Origin of the sequence: Sphingomonas aerolata (assembly GCF_003046295.1) — a bacterium.
In the GTDB taxonomy this organism is placed as follows: Bacteria; Pseudomonadota; Alphaproteobacteria; order Sphingomonadales; family Sphingomonadaceae; genus Sphingomonas; species Sphingomonas aerolata.
In genome coordinates, this window is record NZ_PZZN01000004.1 from 25,122 (window position 1) to 42,975 (window position 17,854).

At 68.8% G+C, this 17,854-nt stretch carries 13 protein-coding genes, 1 tRNA gene and 1 pseudogene; 10 read left to right on the plus strand and 5 right to left on the minus strand.

Annotation, left to right across the window (positions count from 1 at the left end):
- Positions 1 to 23: 23 nt before the first annotated feature.
- Positions 24 to 290: an FAD assembly factor SdhE gene (locus C8J24_RS16930; RefSeq protein ID WP_107934460.1), complete on the plus strand. Its 267-nt coding sequence runs from the start codon at positions 24 to 26 to the stop codon at positions 288 to 290.
- A 128-nt stretch (positions 291 to 418) separates the two neighbouring features.
- The gene (gene mfd / locus C8J24_RS16935; RefSeq protein ID WP_056678762.1) at positions 419 to 3,889 is read left to right on the plus strand and encodes a transcription-repair coupling factor; all 3,471 of its coding nucleotides are present in this window, start codon (positions 419 to 421) and stop codon (positions 3,887 to 3,889) included.
- A gap of 12 nt (positions 3,890 to 3,901) precedes the next feature.
- Here mfd and C8J24_RS16940 read toward each other — a convergent pair whose 3' ends face one another.
- Both C8J24_RS16940 and C8J24_RS16945 read right to left on the minus strand, forming a co-directional pair.
- Positions 3,902 to 4,345 carry a YybH family protein gene (locus tag C8J24_RS16940; RefSeq protein ID WP_244180866.1) on the minus strand — a complete coding sequence of 148 codons (444 nt, stop codon included), beginning with the start codon at positions 4,343 to 4,345 and terminating at the stop codon, positions 3,902 to 3,904.
- Positions 4,342 to 6,027: an EAL domain-containing protein gene (locus tag C8J24_RS16945; RefSeq protein WP_234387242.1), complete on the minus strand. Its 1,686-nt coding sequence runs from the start codon at positions 6,025 to 6,027 to the stop codon at positions 4,342 to 4,344. The genes C8J24_RS16940 and C8J24_RS16945 overlap by 4 nt, the downstream gene beginning before the upstream one ends.
- A gap of 115 nt (positions 6,028 to 6,142) precedes the next feature.
- On the opposite strand from C8J24_RS16945, the gene moaA reads away from it, so the two are divergent.
- The 6 genes and pseudogenes from moaA to C8J24_RS16975 form a co-directional block, all read left to right on the plus strand.
- Positions 6,143 to 7,171: a GTP 3',8-cyclase MoaA gene (gene moaA / locus C8J24_RS16950; protein ID WP_056678753.1), complete on the plus strand. Its 1,029-nt coding sequence runs from the start codon at positions 6,143 to 6,145 to the stop codon at positions 7,169 to 7,171.
- A complete protein-coding gene (locus tag C8J24_RS16955) occupies positions 7,168 to 7,947 on the plus strand; it encodes an NAD kinase (RefSeq protein ID WP_056405940.1) in 780 nt (259 codons plus the stop codon). Before moaA ends, C8J24_RS16955 begins: the two co-directional genes overlap by 4 nt.
- A gap of 90 nt (positions 7,948 to 8,037) precedes the next feature.
- Positions 8,038 to 8,112: transfer RNA gene (locus C8J24_RS16960), tRNA-Asn, on the plus strand.
- A 155-nt stretch (positions 8,113 to 8,267) separates the two neighbouring features.
- Positions 8,268 to 9,098, plus strand: a complete 831-nt coding sequence (locus C8J24_RS16965) for an aldo/keto reductase (RefSeq protein WP_107934367.1) — start codon at positions 8,268 to 8,270, stop codon at positions 9,096 to 9,098.
- A gap of 7 nt (positions 9,099 to 9,105) precedes the next feature.
- Entirely contained in the window at positions 9,106 to 9,450 is a 345-nt protein-coding gene (locus C8J24_RS16970) for a hypothetical protein (protein ID WP_107934369.1), read from the plus strand.
- Between the two features lie 73 nt (positions 9,451 to 9,523).
- Positions 9,524 to 10,882: pseudogene (locus tag C8J24_RS16975) on the plus strand (L,D-transpeptidase family protein); the annotation flags it as partial.
- Positions 10,883 to 10,907: 25 nt separating this feature from the next.
- Here the strand turns inward: C8J24_RS16975 and C8J24_RS16980 are convergent.
- A complete protein-coding gene (locus C8J24_RS16980; RefSeq protein ID WP_244180867.1) occupies positions 10,908 to 12,980 on the minus strand; it encodes a DUF885 domain-containing protein in 2,073 nt (690 codons plus the stop codon).
- Positions 12,981 to 13,089: 109 nt separating this feature from the next.
- Here C8J24_RS16980 and C8J24_RS16985 point away from each other — a divergent pair, with 109 nt between their 5' ends.
- The gene (locus C8J24_RS16985; RefSeq protein ID WP_107934371.1) at positions 13,090 to 14,043 is read left to right on the plus strand and encodes a LacI family DNA-binding transcriptional regulator; all 954 of its coding nucleotides are present in this window, start codon (positions 13,090 to 13,092) and stop codon (positions 14,041 to 14,043) included.
- An 8-nt stretch (positions 14,044 to 14,051) separates the two neighbouring features.
- Here the strand turns inward: C8J24_RS16985 and C8J24_RS16990 are convergent, their stop codons facing one another.
- Positions 14,052 to 15,521, minus strand: coding sequence for a sugar porter family MFS transporter (locus C8J24_RS16990; protein WP_208620999.1), 1,470 nt, complete (start codon positions 15,519 to 15,521; stop codon positions 14,052 to 14,054).
- A 34-nt stretch (positions 15,522 to 15,555) separates the two neighbouring features.
- Positions 15,556 to 16,491: a DMT family transporter gene (locus C8J24_RS16995; protein WP_208621000.1), complete on the minus strand. Its 936-nt coding sequence runs from the start codon at positions 16,489 to 16,491 to the stop codon at positions 15,556 to 15,558.
- Positions 16,492 to 16,773: 282 nt separating this feature from the next.
- Here C8J24_RS16995 and C8J24_RS17000 point away from each other — a divergent pair, with 282 nt between their 5' ends.
- On the plus strand, positions 16,774 to 17,757 hold the full coding sequence (locus tag C8J24_RS17000) for a LacI family DNA-binding transcriptional regulator (RefSeq protein ID WP_107934374.1): 984 nt from the start codon (positions 16,774 to 16,776) through the stop codon (positions 17,755 to 17,757).
- Positions 17,758 to 17,854 lie beyond the last annotated feature (97 nt).

Here is a 17,854-nt window from a genome sequence, read left to right on the forward strand (position 1 = left end):
GGTCAATCGGCGTTGGAGATATGATGGACCACGAAACCCGCCTCAAGCGCCTCGGCTTCCGCAGCTCGCACCGGGGCACGCGCGAAGCCGACATGATGATCGGCGGCTTCTTCGAAACCTATGGCCGCAGCTGGACGCCCGAGCAGCTCGACTGGTTCGAGGCGCTGCTCGAACAGCAGGACGTCGACATCATGGGCTGGGCGATCGGTTCGATCCCCTGCCCGCCCGAATGGGACGGCCCGATGATGCAGGCGATGCGCGACATCGATTACGTCACGGTCGTGAAGTAACGCCGAGACACTGTTCCCCGGCGAAGGCCGGGGCCCAGTTGGGGGACGTCGATGATTGACGTCGAAACCTGATTTACGATTGCCTTCCCAACTGGGCCCCGGCCTTCGCCGGGGAACGAGAAGCGAATATGCCAGATCTGAACACGATCCTCTCCGCGACCACCCCGCTGACGCTGTCGGGCGTGCCATCGGGGTTCCAGCCGTCGCTGCTCGCCGACCTCGCCCGCGCCGCGAAGACGCGCGCGGTGTTCATCGCGCCCGATGATGCGGCGATGCGCGCGATCGCCTCGACCGCGGCCTATTTTGCGCCCGATCTCGAGGTGCTGAGCTTCCCCGCCTGGGATTGCCTTCCCTATGACCGCGCCTCGCCGACGCTGCGGATCATGGCCGAGCGCGTCGCCGCGCTGCACCGCCTGCAGGCGAAGCCCAAGGGCCCGCAGCTCCTGCTCACCACGGTCAACGCGGCGACCCAGCGAGTCCTGACCCCGTTCCGTGTCCGCCAGCTCGTCGCCCGCCTCGCGCCCGGCGAACGGATCGGCCGCGACACGCTCGCCACGCTGCTCCAGGCGAACGGCTATGTCCGCACCGACACCGTCCACGACCAGGGCGAATATGCGGTGCGCGGCGGGATCGTCGATCTCTACCCGTCGGGCGAGGACCATGCGCTGCGTCTCGATTTCTTCGGCGACGAGATCGAGAGCGTCCGTACCTTCGACGCCGCCGATCAGCGCACTACCGGCCGGATCGACGGCTTCGTCCTCCTCCCCGCCTCCGAAGCCCTGCTCGACGAGGAGTCGATCAAGCGCTTCCGCACGCGCTACCGCGACGCGTTCGGCGCGACCGCGACGGGCGATCCGATGTATCAGGCGATCTCCGACGGCCGCCGCATCGCCGGCATGGAGCATTGGCTGCCGCTGTTCGAGGACAAGATGGCGACCTTGTTCGACCATCTCGGTGGTGACGACGTTGTTGTCCGCGACAGCGGGGTCGGCGCCGCGGCGGAGAGCCGGTTCGAATCGATCACCGATTATTACGCGAACCGCCGGCGCGCCGAAGCCGCTCAGCCCGGCAGCTATCGCCCGCTGGGTGCGACCGCGCTCTATCTCGACGCGCCACACTGGTCCGTCGCGCTCGACGCCGCCACCGCGCATGTCGTCACACCATTTCACGAGCCGACCAGCGCCACCGTGCTCGACTTCGACGTCGACGGCCCGCGCGATTTCGGCCCCGAGCGCGCCGCGCAGGCGAACATCTACGAAGCCGTCGCCGATCACGTCGAGAAACTGCGCAAACAGGGTCGCAAGCCGATCCTCGCCAGCTATTCCATCGGCGCGCGCGAACGTCTGGGGAGCCTGCTTGCCGATCACGGGATGAAGGGCGGCAAGCAGGCCGAAACCTGGCAGGAGGCGCTCGGCGTCTCGGATACCGCCAAGAGCTTCGGCGTCGCGCTTGTCGTCCTCCCGCTCGACCACGGGTTCACCGCGCCCGGCGTCGCCGTCCTCACCGAGCAGGACATGCTCGGCGACCGCCTCGTCCACCGCAAGAAGCGCAAGAAATCCGCCGACGCGTTCCTCGCAGAACTCGCGACGCTGACGCCCGGCGATCTGGTCGTCCATACCGAACACGGCATCGGTCGCTATGAGGGGCTGACTTCGATCCCCGTCGGCCAGAGCCCGCACGACTGCGTCGCGCTCAGCTATGCCGGCGGCGACAAGCTCTACGTGCCGGTCGAGAATATCGACGTCCTCTCGCGCTACGGATCGTCGGAGGAAGGCGCATCGCTCGACAAGCTCGGCGGCGAAGGCTGGCAGCGTCGCAAGTCGAAGATGAAGGAGCGGATCCGCGAGATTGCGGGCGAACTCATCGCGACCGCCGCCGAACGCGCGCTCCATCCCGGCGACGTGCTCGAACCCGACGCCAGCGGCTATCCCAGCTTCGTCGATCGCTTCCCCTATGAGGAAACCGAGGATCAGGACCGCGCGATCGAGGAGGTTCTCGCCGATCTGTCCGCGGGCAAGCCGATGGACCGGCTGGTCGTCGGCGATGTCGGCTTCGGCAAGACCGAGGTCGCGCTGCGCGCCGCGTTCGTCGCGGCGATGGGCGGCAAGCAGGTTGCGATCGTCTGCCCGACGACGCTGCTCGCGCGCCAGCACTACAACAATTTCGTCAGCCGGTTCGAAGGCTTCCCGATGAACATGGGCCGCCTCTCGCGGCTCGTCACCGCGAGCGAAGCGAAGGCGACCAAGGAGGGACTGGCGAACGGAACGATCGACGTCGTCATCGGCACGCACGCGCTGCTGGCCAAGAACATCGACTTCAAGCGGCTCGGCCTCGTCGTCGTCGACGAGGAGCAGCGGTTCGGCGTCACGCACAAGGAGCGGCTGAAGGCGCTCCGGGCCGACGTCCACATGCTGACGCTGACCGCGACGCCGATCCCGCGCACGCTGCAGATGGCGATGTCGGGCATCCGCGAGCTGTCGGTGATCCAGACCCCGCCGGTCGATCGCCTCGCGGTGCGCACCTACATCATGCCGTTTGATCCGGTCGTGCTGCGCGAGGCGCTGCTGCGCGAGCATTATCGCGGCGGCCAGAGCTTCGTCGTCACCCCGCGCGTCGCCGACCTGCCCGAGATCGAGGAGTTCCTGCGCGAACAGGTGCCCGAGATCCGCTTCGTCGTCGCGCACGGACAGATGTCGCCGACCGAGGTCGAGGAGCGCATGTCCGCCTTCTACGACAAGAAGTTCGAGGTGCTCGTCTCGACCACGATCATCGAGAGCGGGATCGACATCGCGTCCGCCAACACGATGATCGTCCACCGCGCCGACCGCTTCGGCCTCGCCCAGCTCTACCAGCTCCGCGGGCGCGTCGGCCGCTCGAAGACGCGCGCCTATGCCTATCTGGTCACCCCGCCCGAGCGGCAGATGACGGTGACCGCCGAGAAGCGGCTGAAGGTGCTGTCCGATCTCGATTCGCTCGGCGCCGGGTTCCAGCTGGCGAGCCACGATCTCGACATCCGCGGGGCCGGCAACATGCTCGGCGACGAGCAGACCGGGCATATCAAGGAGGTCGGCTTCGAACTCTACCAGGCGATGCTCGAGGAGGCGATCATGGACGCCAAGTCGGGTGGTCTCGCCTCCGCACGCCCGAAGGACTTCTCGCCGCAGATCACGGTCGACGCGCCGATCCTCATCCCCGAGGAGTATGTCCCTGATCTCGACCTCCGGATGGGGCTGTATCGCCGCCTGAACGAGCTCGAGGAAGGTCAGGAGATCGAGGCGTTCGCCGCCGAGATGATCGACCGCTTCGGCCCGCTGCCCGACGCGACCGAGAATCTGATCAGGGTCATCGAGATCAAGCTGAACGCGAAGCGCGCCTGCGTGTCGAAGATCGACGTCGGCCCGCGCGGCGTGCTGGTCTCGTTCCACAACGATACGCCGCCCAATATCGACAAGCTGCTCGCCTATGTCGAACGGCTCAACGGCGTCGCGCGGCTGCGGCCCGACAGCAAGCTGGTGCTCCAGCGCGCCTGGGGCGATCCCAAGGCACGGCTGCACGGTGCGCTGCAATTGTCGAAGGGGCTGGCGAAGGCGGCGGGCTGAGCGCCGCCGCGCTCAGCTGCTGTGATCGGCGACGATCTTCCATGCGTCGCCGCGCCGCTCGAACAGCAAGGTCGTCATCCCCGTCTCGGTCGAGGTCGCGCCGGTCAGCGTCCAGCGCGCGACCAGCAGGGCATGGGTCGGATCGATCCCGCGCAGCTCGGCCGGGACGAAGCTCAGCTGCCCCCTGGTGTTGCCACCACCCGTGAAGCTTGGTGCATAGCGCGCTGTTATTGCGGCCTTTCCGCGCACCAGACCCTTGGGCGTCACGAACACCGCATCGTCGGCATAGACCGCGACGAACCGGGCAAGGTCGCCCGCATTCCACCCCGCCGCGCTCGCCGCCATCGCCTCCCGAATCGCCACCGATGCGGGTGCCCGGTCGGGCGCGGCGAGTACGGGCGTGACGGCCGTCGCTGCGGCGACCGCGACGATCATCGCGGATCCTGCCCGGCTCATGTCCGGGTCACCAGTTCGAGCAAGGCCGCGTCGCCGACCGGCTCGGACAGCAGGAAGCCCTGATACAGGCTGGCCCCGCACGCCGCGAGCAGCTCCAGCTGCTCGCGTGTCTCGACCCCCTCGGCGATCACCGACAGGCCGAGCGACCGCGCCATCGTGATCGCGCCGGCGACGACGACCCGGTCGCGCGGGCTGCCGCCGATGTCGTGGACCAGCGCCTTGTCGATCTTCACATAGTCGAGCGGCAGGTCCTTGAGATAGGCGAGGCTCGAATAACCCGTGCCGAAATCGTCGATCGCGACGCGGCACCCCGCCCCGCGCAATTCGGTGAGCAGCGTCGACGCGCTGGCGAGATCCGCGATCAGCCCGGTCTCGGTGATCTCCACGGTCAGGCGCCCGCGCGGAAAGCCGCTATCGTCGACCCGCGCGAGGAACAGCGTGGCGAAGCCGGGCCGCGCGATATCCGCCGCGGTGAGGTTGAGCGACACGCGCAGCGTCGCCAGCGCCTCTGGCCATGCCAGCGCGCGTGCCAGGACCAGCCGCTGGATATGGTCGGACAGCGCGATCCCAAGATCGGCGCGGTCCGCGGCCGCGAACAGCGCATCCGCCCCCAGCGGGCCGAGCTTACGGTGATCCCAGCGCGCGAGCGCCTCGACGCCCGTGATCCGCCCGCTCGCAATCTCGACCTGCGGCTGGAAGCGGATGTCGATCTCGTCGAGCTCGATCGCGTGATGCAAGTCGATCGCCAGCGCATCGAGCGACATGTCGTGCGCCGCCGATGCGATCTGCAGCATCGCGCCGTCACTGGTCTTGGCCTTGGCGAGCGCCCCGAACGCGCGCCGCATCAGCGTCGCGGCACCGTCCGCCGGATCGCTCGGATCCCCCGGCTGGTGGCTCGCGACACCGAACCGGCAGCCGAGCACCGCCAGCGCGTTGGCGACCGCGAACGGCCGCGCCAGCGCCTCGTCGAGCGCCGCGATCAGCGCGGCGATGTCCGCGGCCCCGGCCCCGACCACGAGCGCGAGATCCGCACCGCCGAGACGCGCGACGCGCGCGGCGCCCGCCATCGCCTCGGCCGCGACCGCCTCCGCCCGCTCGACCGCGACCTCGATCAGCGAATCGACCGCGGGCCGACCATGCGCGGCGTTGACGATGTCGAGCCGCGAAAGCGAGACGAGCACGACGGAGACCGGTTGTCCGTCGCCGATCCGCGCCGCGATCCACTGTTGCGCCAGGTTCGGATCGCGGCCGAAGCGAGCGCCGGCCATCGCGTCGCGGCGGTCGACGATGCCCGGCCTGCCTGGCGCGCGCGTCACATGGCGCGCCGCGAAGCGCAGCGACTGGATCAGTTCGCCGTCGCTCGCCGGATCGATCAGGAAATGCGTAGCCCCCAGCTCGAACACGCGGTCGAGCGCCGTACAGTCGCGGCGCGAAAGGACGAACAGCAGCGCCGCGCCATCCTCGGCCACCCGGGGGGCGATCGTCTGCGCCGCCGCCAGTCCCTGCGCGATCGCCCCGCGCGCATCGATCAGCACGACCGGCGCGCCGCTTTCGGCATAGGCCGGGTCGATACCGCTGGCGGTCGCGGTCACCACCGCATCCCAGCCGCAAGCCACCGCAATATCAGCGATCTCCGCGAAGTGACGGAACGAGCATGCGAACAGCATCGTTCTGTTCAGCATGTCCTTTGTATCCAGTGTGGCCGGTGTCATCGCCGACAACCTAGCCACCCCATCGCCCGTCGCCAATCCTGGAACGCACTTGCCGCTCGACACTGCACCACCTAGCTCTGTTGCTATGGCGTCTCACTCCCCTTCGAGCCACTCCGCAACCGTCGATCGTCCGCTGGTCGACCGGCATCAGCGGACGATCAAATATCTGCGGATTTCGGTCACCGACCGCTGCGATCTGCGGTGCCGCTACTGCATGTCCGAGGCGATGACCTTCCTCCCGCGCGCAAAGCTGCTGAGCCTCGACGAGATCGCGATCATCGCCGAGCGGTTCATCGCGCGCGGCGTGACCAAGATCCGTCTCTCGGGCGGCGAGCCGCTCGTCCGCCGCGACGTCGGTGATCTCGTCAAGCGACTGGGTGGCAATCTCGGCCGCGGGCTCGAGGAGCTGACGATGACCACCAATGGCACGCGGCTGGCGGAGCATGCGCCGGCGATGGTCGATGCGGGCATCCGCCGCGTCAATGTCAGCATGGACAGCCGCGATCCCGAACGGTTTCGCTACATCACCCGGCACGGCGACGTCGCGCAGGTGATCGGCGGCATCATGGCGGCGCGCGATGCGGGGCTCGCGATCAAGATCAACATGGTCGCGCTCAAGGGGTTCAACGAGGACGAGATCGCGCCGATGCTCGCCTGGTGCCGTGACGAGGGGTTCGACCTGTCCCTGATCGAGACGATGCCGCTCGGCGCGATCGACGAGGATCGCACCGACCGGTTCCTCCCGCTGACCGGCGTGTTCCGCGATCTCGAGACCCGGTTCCGGCTCGAGCGCGATTCGTACAAGACCGGCGGACCGGCGCGCTACTGGAATGTCGACGGTACCGGTACGCGGCTCGGGCTCATCTCGCCGCTGACTGCCAATTTCTGCGAAGGCTGCAACCGCGTTCGTCTCACGACCGAGGGCAAGCTGTACCTGTGCCTCGGGCATGACGATCAGGTCGACCTCAAGGGTGCGCTGCGCGACGGCGGCATCGCCGGGCTCGACGAGGCGATCGACGCGGGCCTCTACGCCAAGCCAAAGCGGCACGACTTTCGCATCGGCGAGGGCGAAGGCCCCGCGGTCGCGCGTCACATGAGCGTCACCGGCGGGTGACCGACTATGTCCGCCGGGCGCTGGTAGCCTCCGCCACCCCGCCGGCACAGGCCGCCGCCGCCCAGCTCGCCGATCTGGGCGACTGGGTCGAGCCCGAGGAGGCGGATGTCGTCATCGCGCTCGGCGGTGACGGGTTCATGCTGCAGACGCTCCATGCAATGCTCGAACGGCGCAAGCCTGCGGTCCCGGTCTTCGGAATGAACTTGGGCACCGTCGGCTTCCTGATGAACGAGTGGCGGCATCACGGCCTCGAAGACCGGCTTTCGCGCGCCAAGCCGTTCAAGGTCACGCCGCTCAGCATGACCGCGACCGGAATCGACGGACGCACCCTCACCCTCCCCGCGATCAACGAGGTCTCGCTGCTGCGCGAGACGCGCCAGACCGCCAAGCTCGAGGTGACGGTCAACGACCGCGTCGTGCTCGCCGAACTGGCCTGTGACGGCATCCTGGTCGCGACGCCCGCGGGCTCGACCGCCTACAACCTCTCCGCGCAGGGCCCGATCCTGCCGCTCGGTTCGGGCATGGTCGCGCTGACGCCGATCAGCCCGTTCCGTCCCCGGCGCTGGCGCGGTGCGATCCTGCCCGACAAGGCCCGGATCGGCATTCGCGTGCTCGACCCCGGCAAGCGCCCCGTCTCCGCGGTCGCCGACCAGCGCGAGATCCGCGACGTGGCACAGGTCGACATCTGCATGGACCGTGCGCGTGAACTCACCCTGCTGTTCGATCCCGAGCATGCGCTCGACGACCGCATCACGATGGAACAGTTCGCAGCATAGCCCTGGCCCCGGCGCAATTTGTTGCAGAAATCGACAAAAACCGGGTTGCATCGTCCAACTGGCCGTTTATAGAGCCGCCTCCGGCAACGTTCCCTGATAGCTCAGCGGTAGAGCTCTCGACTGTTAATCGAGTGGCCGTAGGTTCGAATCCTACTCAGGGAGCCATTTTCAAGCCGCGAAATCTCGCTTCTGGCGAGACTCCCCGCGCCAGACCGCGGCAAGATCCCCCGATACACTATTTGCAATACAACCCTCGCGGCACGCATCCCGCGCGTCCGACCGGCGTTGACCCCTGACGACCAGAGCGATTGGGGCAGACGATGAAATCGGTGATTCTCCCGGGCGGCGAGACGGTGCCAGCTCTGGGCCAGGGAAGCTGGATGATGGGCGAGCGCGCCGATCGTCGCAAGGCCGAGACCGCAGCGTTGCGCGCAGGCGTCGAGTGCGGGATGACGCTGATCGACACGGCGGAGATGTACGGCGACGGCGCCGCGGAAACGCTGATCGGCGATGCGCTCCACGATGTCCGCGACACGCTCTTCCTCGTAAGCAAGGCCTATCCCCAGAACGCCTCGCGCGATCGCCTCACCGCCGCCTGCGAGGCGAGCCTTGCGCGGCTGAGGACCGACCGGCTCGATCTGTATCTGCTGCACTGGCGCGGGTCGGTACCACTGGCCGAGACGGTCGAGGCGATGGAACGGCTCAAGACCGCGGGCAAGATCCGCCACTGGGGTGTCAGCAATCTCGATACGCAGGACATGGCCGAGCTCGCTGCAGCGGGCGGACAGGACTGCGCGACCGACCAGATCCTGTACAACCTGACGCGGCGTGGTCCCGAGCATGACCTCCTCCCCTGGCTCGACCGTCACGACATTCCCGTCATGGCCTATAGTCCGGTCGAACAGGGCCGGCTCCTCGCCGATCCGGCGCTGACCCGGATCGCGCGCGACATCGGTGCGACGCCCGCGCAGGTCGCGCTCGCCTGGGTGCTGCAGCGCCCCGCGACGATCGCGATCCCGAAGGCCGCGAGCGTGGCGCATGTCCGCGAAAACCGGGCGGCGGCCGATCTCGTGCTGTCGGCCGACGATTTTGCCGCGCTCCACGGCGCGTTTCCCCGCCCGCGGTCGCCACAACCGCTCGAGATGCTCTGAGCGCGGCATGGCCGGCAGCACGCCCCCCAAGGCCTATCCGACGACCCCCGACGGCCGCTATTTCGTCGTCCGCGGCCGATTGTGGCGGTGCGCGGATCCGTCGCTGCCCGAAGCCGATCGTGCCGAGTTGGTGCGGGCACTGATGGCGGCGCGACGCGCGGTCGGCGTAGCCGGACGTCGGGACGATGCCGACGCGGTCGCCGCTGCACGTGCCGACGTCGATGCGGCCAAGCATGGGCTCGGCGAACGCGGCCCGGTCTGGTGGCATGACGGGTCGCCCGACTATAACCGCCACATGGCCGCCAACACCCCCTATGCAGCTTGGTTCGCGGGAATTTCGCCGTCGATCTGAGCCGATGCGGCGACTGGTACGTTGAACAGGGATGACAGTGACGACCCTGCGAGCCCGGCTCGCGTCCGGCGCGATGCCGCTTGCACTCCTCCTGACGAACGGCGCCGCCGGTGCCCAGCCCGCCCAGACTGCGCCAAGACGCGCCGCGCCCCCTGCCAAGCCGAGCGCTGCACCCGCTGCGATCGGCGGCGTCGTCATCAGCCGGCAGGCGGTGACGGACGAGACCGTCCGCGCGGTCTATACCAAGGCGAAGTGGCGTGCGGTCTGGTCGGATGCCGATGTCGCTGCGCTCAACACTGCACTCGGCGACCGCAGCCGTCACGGGCTCGATCACGTCGCCTTCCTGCCCGACCTGCCCGCCGACGCGGCCCCGGCGGATATCGACGTCGCCCGCACGCGCGTCGCGCTCGCCTATGCCGGTGCACTGGCAAGGGGCCGCGTCGATCCGGCGACGCTGCATCAGGTCTATACCCTGCCGCGACCCAGCGTCGATCTCGCCACCGGGCTGGTCGCCGCGATCGCGCGACACAAGGTCGAAGACTGGCTCGAAAGCCTCGCGCCGCAGGATGCCGACTATCGCCTGCTGTCCGATGCCTATCGCGTCTTCAGCGAGAAGGCGCTCAACGCGCCATCCGGCCCGGCACCGCTCGAGGCGCCCGCCCAGACGGGCGCGGCCGCGCTGATCCGCGTCGGCACCCGCGATCCGCGCGTCGCGACGATCGTCGAACAGCTGGTCGAGAGTGGCTATCTCCTCACCCCCGGCCCCGTCGCCGCGCCGACGCTGGCGCAATCCGCATCGACCATCGCCGGCCTCCAGCCGGCCACCCCGTCCAGCGCCCCGGTCTATACGCAGGCGATCGCCGACGCGATGAAGGGGCTGCAGACCGATTACGGCATCGCCGCGGACGGGATCGTCGGGCCCGAGACTCTGAAGGTCCTCAATCTCGGACCCGGTGATCGCGCGCGCGCGCTCGCGGTGGCGCTGGAGCGGCGGCGCTGGCTCGAACGGACGCCCCCGGCCACGCGGATCGACGTCAACACCGCCGCCTCGCAACTGCGCTATTACCGCGACGGCGTGCTGGTCGATCAGCGCAAGGTGATTGTCGGCGAACCCGGTCGCGAGACGCCGGCCTTGTCGTCGCCGATCTACCGCCTCGTCGCCAACCCGACCTGGACCGTGCCCAAGTCGATCCAGAACGGCGAGATGGCCAATGTCGACGACGCCTATCTGCAGGAGCACAACATGGTCCTGCGCGACGGCTGGATCGTCCAGCAGCCCGGCCCGAGCAATGCGCTCGGCCTCGTCAAGTTCGACATGGCGAACGATCAGGCGATCTATCTGCACGACACGTCCGCCCCCGGGCTGTTCGACCGCAGCCAGCGGCATCTGAGCCATGGCTGCGTCCGCGTCGAGGATGCGATCGGCTTCGCGCAGATGCTCGCCGATGACCAGGGCGTTACCGAGGCATGGCAGACCGCGCAGGCGTCGGGCGAGATGCAGTTCGTCCCGCTGCCGCGCCGCATCCCGGTGCGGCTGCTGTACGAGAATGTCTATGTCGGCGACGCCGGCAAGGTCGCCTTCCGTACCGATCCCTATGGCTGGAACGATCCGGTCGCCGAACAGCTCGGGTTCGAGCGATCGGCGGCGCGGCGTGCCGAAGCCCGCGACATCGATATCGGCCCGTGAGCGTGGGGCGCAAATAGCCCCTGCTCGCGGTGATGTACCGCGTGACGTTGCCGGTCAGCACGTCGAGCGGGACGTTGCCGCCCGCGAGGACCGCCTGATTGAAGTCCCGCACGTCGAACCGCGTACCCAATTCGGCCTTGGCGCGCGTGCGCTGCGCGACGATCTCGGTTTGTCCGATCTTGTAGCCACAGGCCTGACCCGGCCAGGCGCAATAGCGCTCGACCTCGCTCACCGCGTTGCTCATCGGCAGTCCGGTCGCGGCGACGAACTCGCGCAACGCCTGTTCGCGCGTCCAGCCCATCGCATGGATCCCGGTATCGACCACCAGCCGTACCGCACGCCACGACAGCCCCATGAAATAGCCGAGCCGCCCCGCCGCATCGCCGTCATACAGGCCAAGCTCATCGGCAAGCTGTTCGGCATAGAGCGCCCAGCCCTCGGTATAGGCGTTGAACGCCAGCACCGATCGGATCAGCGGCAGTTGCTGCGCATATTCCCCCTGCCAGACATGCCCGGGAATGCCCTCGTGGAATACCAGATCGGGGATCGTGACGCGGTTGTGGATCGTGGGATCGCCCAGATTGACCCAGATCTTGCCCGGGATCGATCCGTCGAGCGCGCCCGGCCCGCCATAGGCGGCGGGTGCCCCCGCCTCCTGCGCGAGCGGCATCCGCCGGATCTCGAGCCTGGCGGTCACCAGCGTGCGGAACGCCTGAGGCAGGCGCGGGCGGATCGCATCGATCCGGCCCTGCATATAGGCGACGATCTGCTGCCTGCCGGCATCGTCGTTCGGGAAGGCGATGTCGGGCCGACGCTGCAGTTCGGCCGCGCGCTCCGCCACCGTCCCTTTGGTCAGCCCGAAGCCCTTGAGGATTCTGTCCATCCGCGCCTGCAACTCGACGAGCTGCGCACGCCCGAGCGCATGGATCTCCGCCGGGCTCCGCCGCGTCGTCGTTCCTGCGCGCAGCCCCCAGCCATACCAGGCCGCGCCATGGGGGCGCGATCCCAGCCCAGCGACGTCGGTTGCGACCGCGCGCTGCGCGGTGAGCTCCGCGATCTGCCGCTCGAGCGCAGGGACGACGGCATCGCGCACGATCTGTGTCGCACGCCGGGTCCAGTCGCCGGGGATCGCCTGCGTCTTGCGCGCGAGCGGCCCGATCAGCGGACCATCGACCGCCGCCGCCTCGGCCAGCGTACGTCGCATTCCAGCCAGCGTCTTGTCGAGCAGGAAGCCGGGCGGGACCAGCCCCTGCTCGCGTGCGGTGCGCACCCTGCCCGTCTCGTCATCGAGCTGTTTCGCCATCGCCGTGACCCGCGCGAGATAGGCCTCGGCGTCCGCCGCAGTGCGCAGCGGCTGATCGCCGTCGAGCAGCTGCGGCACGTCGAGCCAGGCGCCGACATTCTGGATGACGGCATAGGGCGTGTTGCGCCAGTCTCCGATCGTCGCGACGCCGTAAGGCAGCGCCATCCCGTCCAGCGCGGTCTGGAATGCGCTCTGCGTCACCGAGATGCTGGTCAGCGTCGCCTGATCGATCCCGTCGCGCGGTAACCGGCCGAGCGCCGCCAGCCCGTCGGTGAGGACGCGTCGCCGCGCGGCGATGCCCGCCGGCGACCGGTCGTCGAGCTGCCCCCGCAAGGCCGCATGCGCCCCGGTGTCGAGCCCGAGCCCGGTCGCCTTGCCGGGATCGAGCGTCAGCAGCTGCCACGCGAGGCGGTCGAGAAGAGTCGCCGCGTCGGCGGATGTCGACGAGCGGCCGGCAGTCTGTGCGGAGACGGGTGCGGCGGCGAGCGTGGCCGCGATGCCGGCAAGCGCGTCGCGGCGGCGGAACAGGGGGTCGTTCATCCTCGAAACATGGACTTGCCATCCGCCGCGGTCAAACGCGCCGCCCTGCCATCACGGTGGACAAACACCCGCCGCCGCCTAGAGGTCGGCGCGGAAAGGGCTGAGCCACGTGACGATCGGACTGAAGGACATCGCTGCACGCGCCGGCGTCTCGATCGCGACGGTGTCGCGCGTCCTGTCGGGCAAGCCCGTCCGCCCCGCCTATCGCAGCCGGGTCGACGATGCGCTGGCCGCGCTCGATTATCGCCCCAATCTGGCGGCGCGGCGGCTGCGTTCGATGCGCGCGAGCGTGATCGGGCTGATCGTGCCCGATATCGGCAACCCGTTCTTCGTCGCCTTCGTCCAGGCGGTCGAGGGCTATGCCTGGCGCGAGGGGCTGCGCGTCATCCTGTGCAACAGCGGCGAGGATCCCGCGCGCGAACGCCATTACCTGCAGCTGCTCGAGGACGAGCGCGTATCGGGGATCATCCTCGCCCCGACCCGGGCCGGCGGCGTGCCGGAGACCGCGACGCCGCTCGTGCTGGTCGATCGCGTCGAGGGAACGCCGCAGGTCGACAGCGTCAAGCTCGACAATGCCGGCGCGGCGAGCGCGCTGGTCGACGCGCTGCACGCATCGGGCTGTCGGCGGATCACCGGCCTGTTCGGCGAACGCGGCAGCACCGCGGTCGACCGCCGTCGCGGCTATGCCGCCGCGCTCGACCGCCACGCGCTCCCCGCGCGGATCATCGACGTCCCGCACGAGCCCGCAGCGCGCGCGGCCTGCGTGCGGGCCGCGCTCGCCAACACCGCCTGCGATGCGGTGCTGGTCGGCGACACGTTCCTGATGCTCGAGGCGGCGGTCGTGTTACGCGGCCGACCCGATCCGCAGGCATCGCCCGTCCGGCTCGCGGGGTTCGACGACGCCGCCTGGCTGCGCCTGCTCGATGCCGCACCGATCGTCATCGAGCAGCCGGTCGACGAGATGGCGCATGCCGCGCTGGCGCTGCTCGTCGAACGCATGACCGGTGCGGGGGGCGACGCCGTCCGGCTCGTCTTCAACGGGACGATCGTCAGCCCCGCCTGAGGTTCAGGTCAGGCGGCGGCGGCGATCGCGGTTTGCCCGCGCGTCGGGCGGAACCGGCCGCTGCGCAGCGCGCTCTCGATATCCTCGAGGCTCGCGCCCGCCGTCTCGGGCACGAAGAGCAGCACGAACACGAACGACGCCAGATTGACCCCGGCATAGACCCACATCGTTGAGCCCAGCCCGATCGCATGGACCAGCGATAGCGCGGTCCCCGTGACGATCAGGTTGCTGCCCCACAGCATCGCCGCGTGCAGCGCGGTCGCGGGGCCGCGCATCGCCAGCGGGAACATCTCCGCGCCGAGCAGCCAGCCGCACACCTGGATGCCACCCGAATTGAAGAGCATGAACGCCAGCAGGAAGCCGATCGTCAGCCAGCCCTGCCACCCGCCATGCGCACCGCTGGCGAACATGATGCCAAGCCCGATCAGGCTGACGACCGATCCCGGGATCATCACCAGCATCAGCCGCCGCCGCCCGATCCGGTCGACGAACAGACAGCCGAGCAGCGTCATCATCGCATAGACGATCGCGACGCCGAGGCTGGCAAGCAGCGCCGACTCCTTGCCGAACCCTACCCCCGACAGGAAGGTCGGCGCGTAGTAGATCATCATCTCCAGCCCGCCGCACTGGGTGAAGAACGCGACGCCCAGCGCCGCGATCAGCGCAGGCCGTGCCCAGCTCTGGCGAATGCCGCGCCAGCCGCTATCGGCCGGATCCGCGTCGGTCGTCGCATCGCGGATCTGGGTGACTTCGTGGCGGATCTCGCGGCGTGTGGTCCGCACGCGGCGCAGCACGTCGATCGCGGCGTGGATGCCGATATTCTCGGCGGCCCAGCGCGGGCTGCGCGGCATGAACGCCATCGCGACGAAGACAATCGCGGCGGGGATCGCCGCAACCGCGACCATCGTCCGCCAGCTCCAGACATCGTGCAGACCGAACCCGACGATGCTGGCGAGCAGGATGCCGACGCCGATCGCGACGTTGAACATCGTCACCAGATTGCCGCGACGATGCTGCGGCGCGAGTTCGGAAATATACATCGGCACGACCTGGGTTGATCCGCCGACCGCCATGCCCAGGAACACCCGCGCGGTGATCAGCGCGCCGACGCTCGGCGCCATCGCACAGGCGATCGCGCCAAGCGTGAACAGCGCGCTCACCCCCATCACCGACAGCTTGCGGCCGATCCGTTCGGACAGCCAGCTCGTCGCCAGCGCACCGATCACCGCGCCCGCCAGGATCGCCGCGGTGACGATCTCCTGCATGCGGTGATCCAGCCCGAACTCGTCGGTGATCGACAGCAGCGCCCCTGATATGATCCCCGTGTCATAGCCATAGAGCGCCCCGCACACCGCGGCGACGAACGCTGCGGTTCGCAGCACCCGGTCGCCATTGGCATAGGGTTCGGGAATTCTCGGCTCGTTGCGCGCCGTCAGGCTGCGCCGCGTCAGGGATGGGGCGATGCTGTGATCTGTCAAAACGTAAAGGACTCCGTGGTTGTCGAAAGGCTGTTCAGCGCGGGCGCAGCGCGAAGCGGCGACGCCAGGACGGCAGGCGGATCTGCTCGCGCGCCCAGGTCAGCAGGCCGGCGCCGATGATGACGGCAATGCCGGCAAAGGTCGGCAGGTCGACGCTCTGGTGAAACACGGTGTAGCTGAGCGCGACCGCCCAGATCATCTGGCTGTATTGCGGCGGCGCGATCCGGCTGACCGCGACGCGTTGCGCCGCGAGCATCAGCAGCGCCTGGCCGAGGATCGCGAGCAGGCCATAGCCGGCAAGCAGGACCATCTCGGCGCCGTCCGGCCAGCGAAACGCCTGCAGCCACAGCAGCGCCGCGCCGTTGATCACCAGCGGTCCGATCAGCCCCGCGCCGAGCATCGACACACGCTTCTCGCCCGCGCCACCGGCGCGAAACAGCACGATGACGATCGCGCTCGACAATGCGCACAGCATCGCCGCGCCATGGCCGAGATCGAACGCGCGCAGCCCCGGACGCAGCACCATCAGCACGCCGACGAAGCCGATCGCCACCGCCGCCCAGCGCCAGGCACCGACCTGTTCCTTCAGGAACAGCATCGACAGCAACGTCACCAGCATCGGCATCAAGAAGATCAGCGCGAACGCCTCGGGCATCGGCAGCCGCGTGAAGGCGACGACGCTCGACAGGCCGCTGATCGATGATCCGATCGCGCGCGCCAGCCATAGCGAGCGTCGTGTCGCGCTGAACACGTCAAGCAGACGGTCGCCGGGCGTCCGCACGAAGGGCAAGGCCACCAACCCGAGCAGCGCGCCAGTGAACGTCACCTGGAACGGGCTGAACGCGCCTTCGAGTAGCTGCACCGACGCGTCGCTGAACGCGAAGGCAGCATAAGCCAGGAAGGCCAGCGGCACGCCGCCGATGGCCGCCAGACGCGCGCCATGGCTCTGAATGGTAAGATCGATGCTCAATTGCGTCTCTCGGGCTGGCGTGGACGGTGACGACTCCCCGGAGCCGCGGGCACGAGCGAACGCCGCCACCGCCCGACGTCACCGGATAGCGGGGCGGCAAACAGCTCTGTCTCTTTGCGTATCCCGCTCCTACCGACAGCAGGTGAAGGACGCAACAGAAAACGTTTTCTGTTTTAGCCCCCCCGTCGTAAGCACCCCGCTTCGATCGCGCGCAATTGCGGCTTGGCGCGGCTGACGGTACGACCGGGCGATCACCCGTGACGATGAGGATATCCTATCGCAATGAAGCTCGCCGATCTGGCCGTGCTCGCCGGCGTTTCGACCGCAACCGTGTCGCGGGCCCTGGCCGGGCATTCGTCCGTCAATGCGCAGACACGCGCACGCATCCAGGCGCTGGCGCAGGAACATGACGTCCGTCCCAACCAGCTCGCGCGCAACCTGCGGCTGAAGAGCACCGGCGCGATCGGGCTCGTCCTGCCGCTCGGCCATGCCCGCACGCAGCATCTCACCGATCCGTTCTTCCTGACCCTGCTCGGGCTGCTCGCCGATCTGCTGGTCGAACGCGGCTACGACATCCTGTTGTCGCGGGTCATCCCCGACGGTGACGACTGGCTCGACCGGCTGGTCGACAGCGGCCGCATCGACGGCCTGCTCCTCGTCGGCCAGTCCGACCAGGGGGCGGTGATCGAACGCGTGTCGCACCGCTATGCGCCGCTGGTCGTGTGGGGCGCGTACCGGGCGGACCAGAACCATCTGACGATCGGCTCGGACAATGTCGCAGGCGGACGTCTCGCGGGCCGCCGCATGATCGACCAGGGGCGGTCCCGTCTGATGTTCGTCGGCGACCCCGCCCCGCCCGAATTCGCCGATCGCTACGCCGGATTCGCCGCCGCCGCCGCGGAGGCGGGGCTCGCCTGCGAGCTGCTCGAAACGCCGATGACCCCGGAGGCCGTGCACGCGGCGATGGCGCAGCGGCTCGCCGCCGCGCCGCCCCCCGACGGCATCTTCGCCGCGTCCGACGTCGCCGCGATGAGCGCGCTGCGCGCGCTCGCCGAAGCCAGGATCGACGTCCCCACCACCACCGCAGTGATCGGCTATGACGACGTCACGCTGGCGGCACATACGTCGCCCGCGCTCACCACCATCCGCCAGGATCTCGCCGAGGGTGCCGCGCTGATGGTCGATCGCCTAATGCAGCGGATCGCGGGCCATGCGACCGGATCCGCGATCGTCACGCCCGTCCTGATCGAGCGCCAGTCCGCCTGAATCTCTCCGCATGCGCTGGCCTCAACGCTTCGCAATCGATTGCACAACACATCTTGCAATCGATTGCGAAAAGCGTATGAGGCGATTCTGGGCTTCA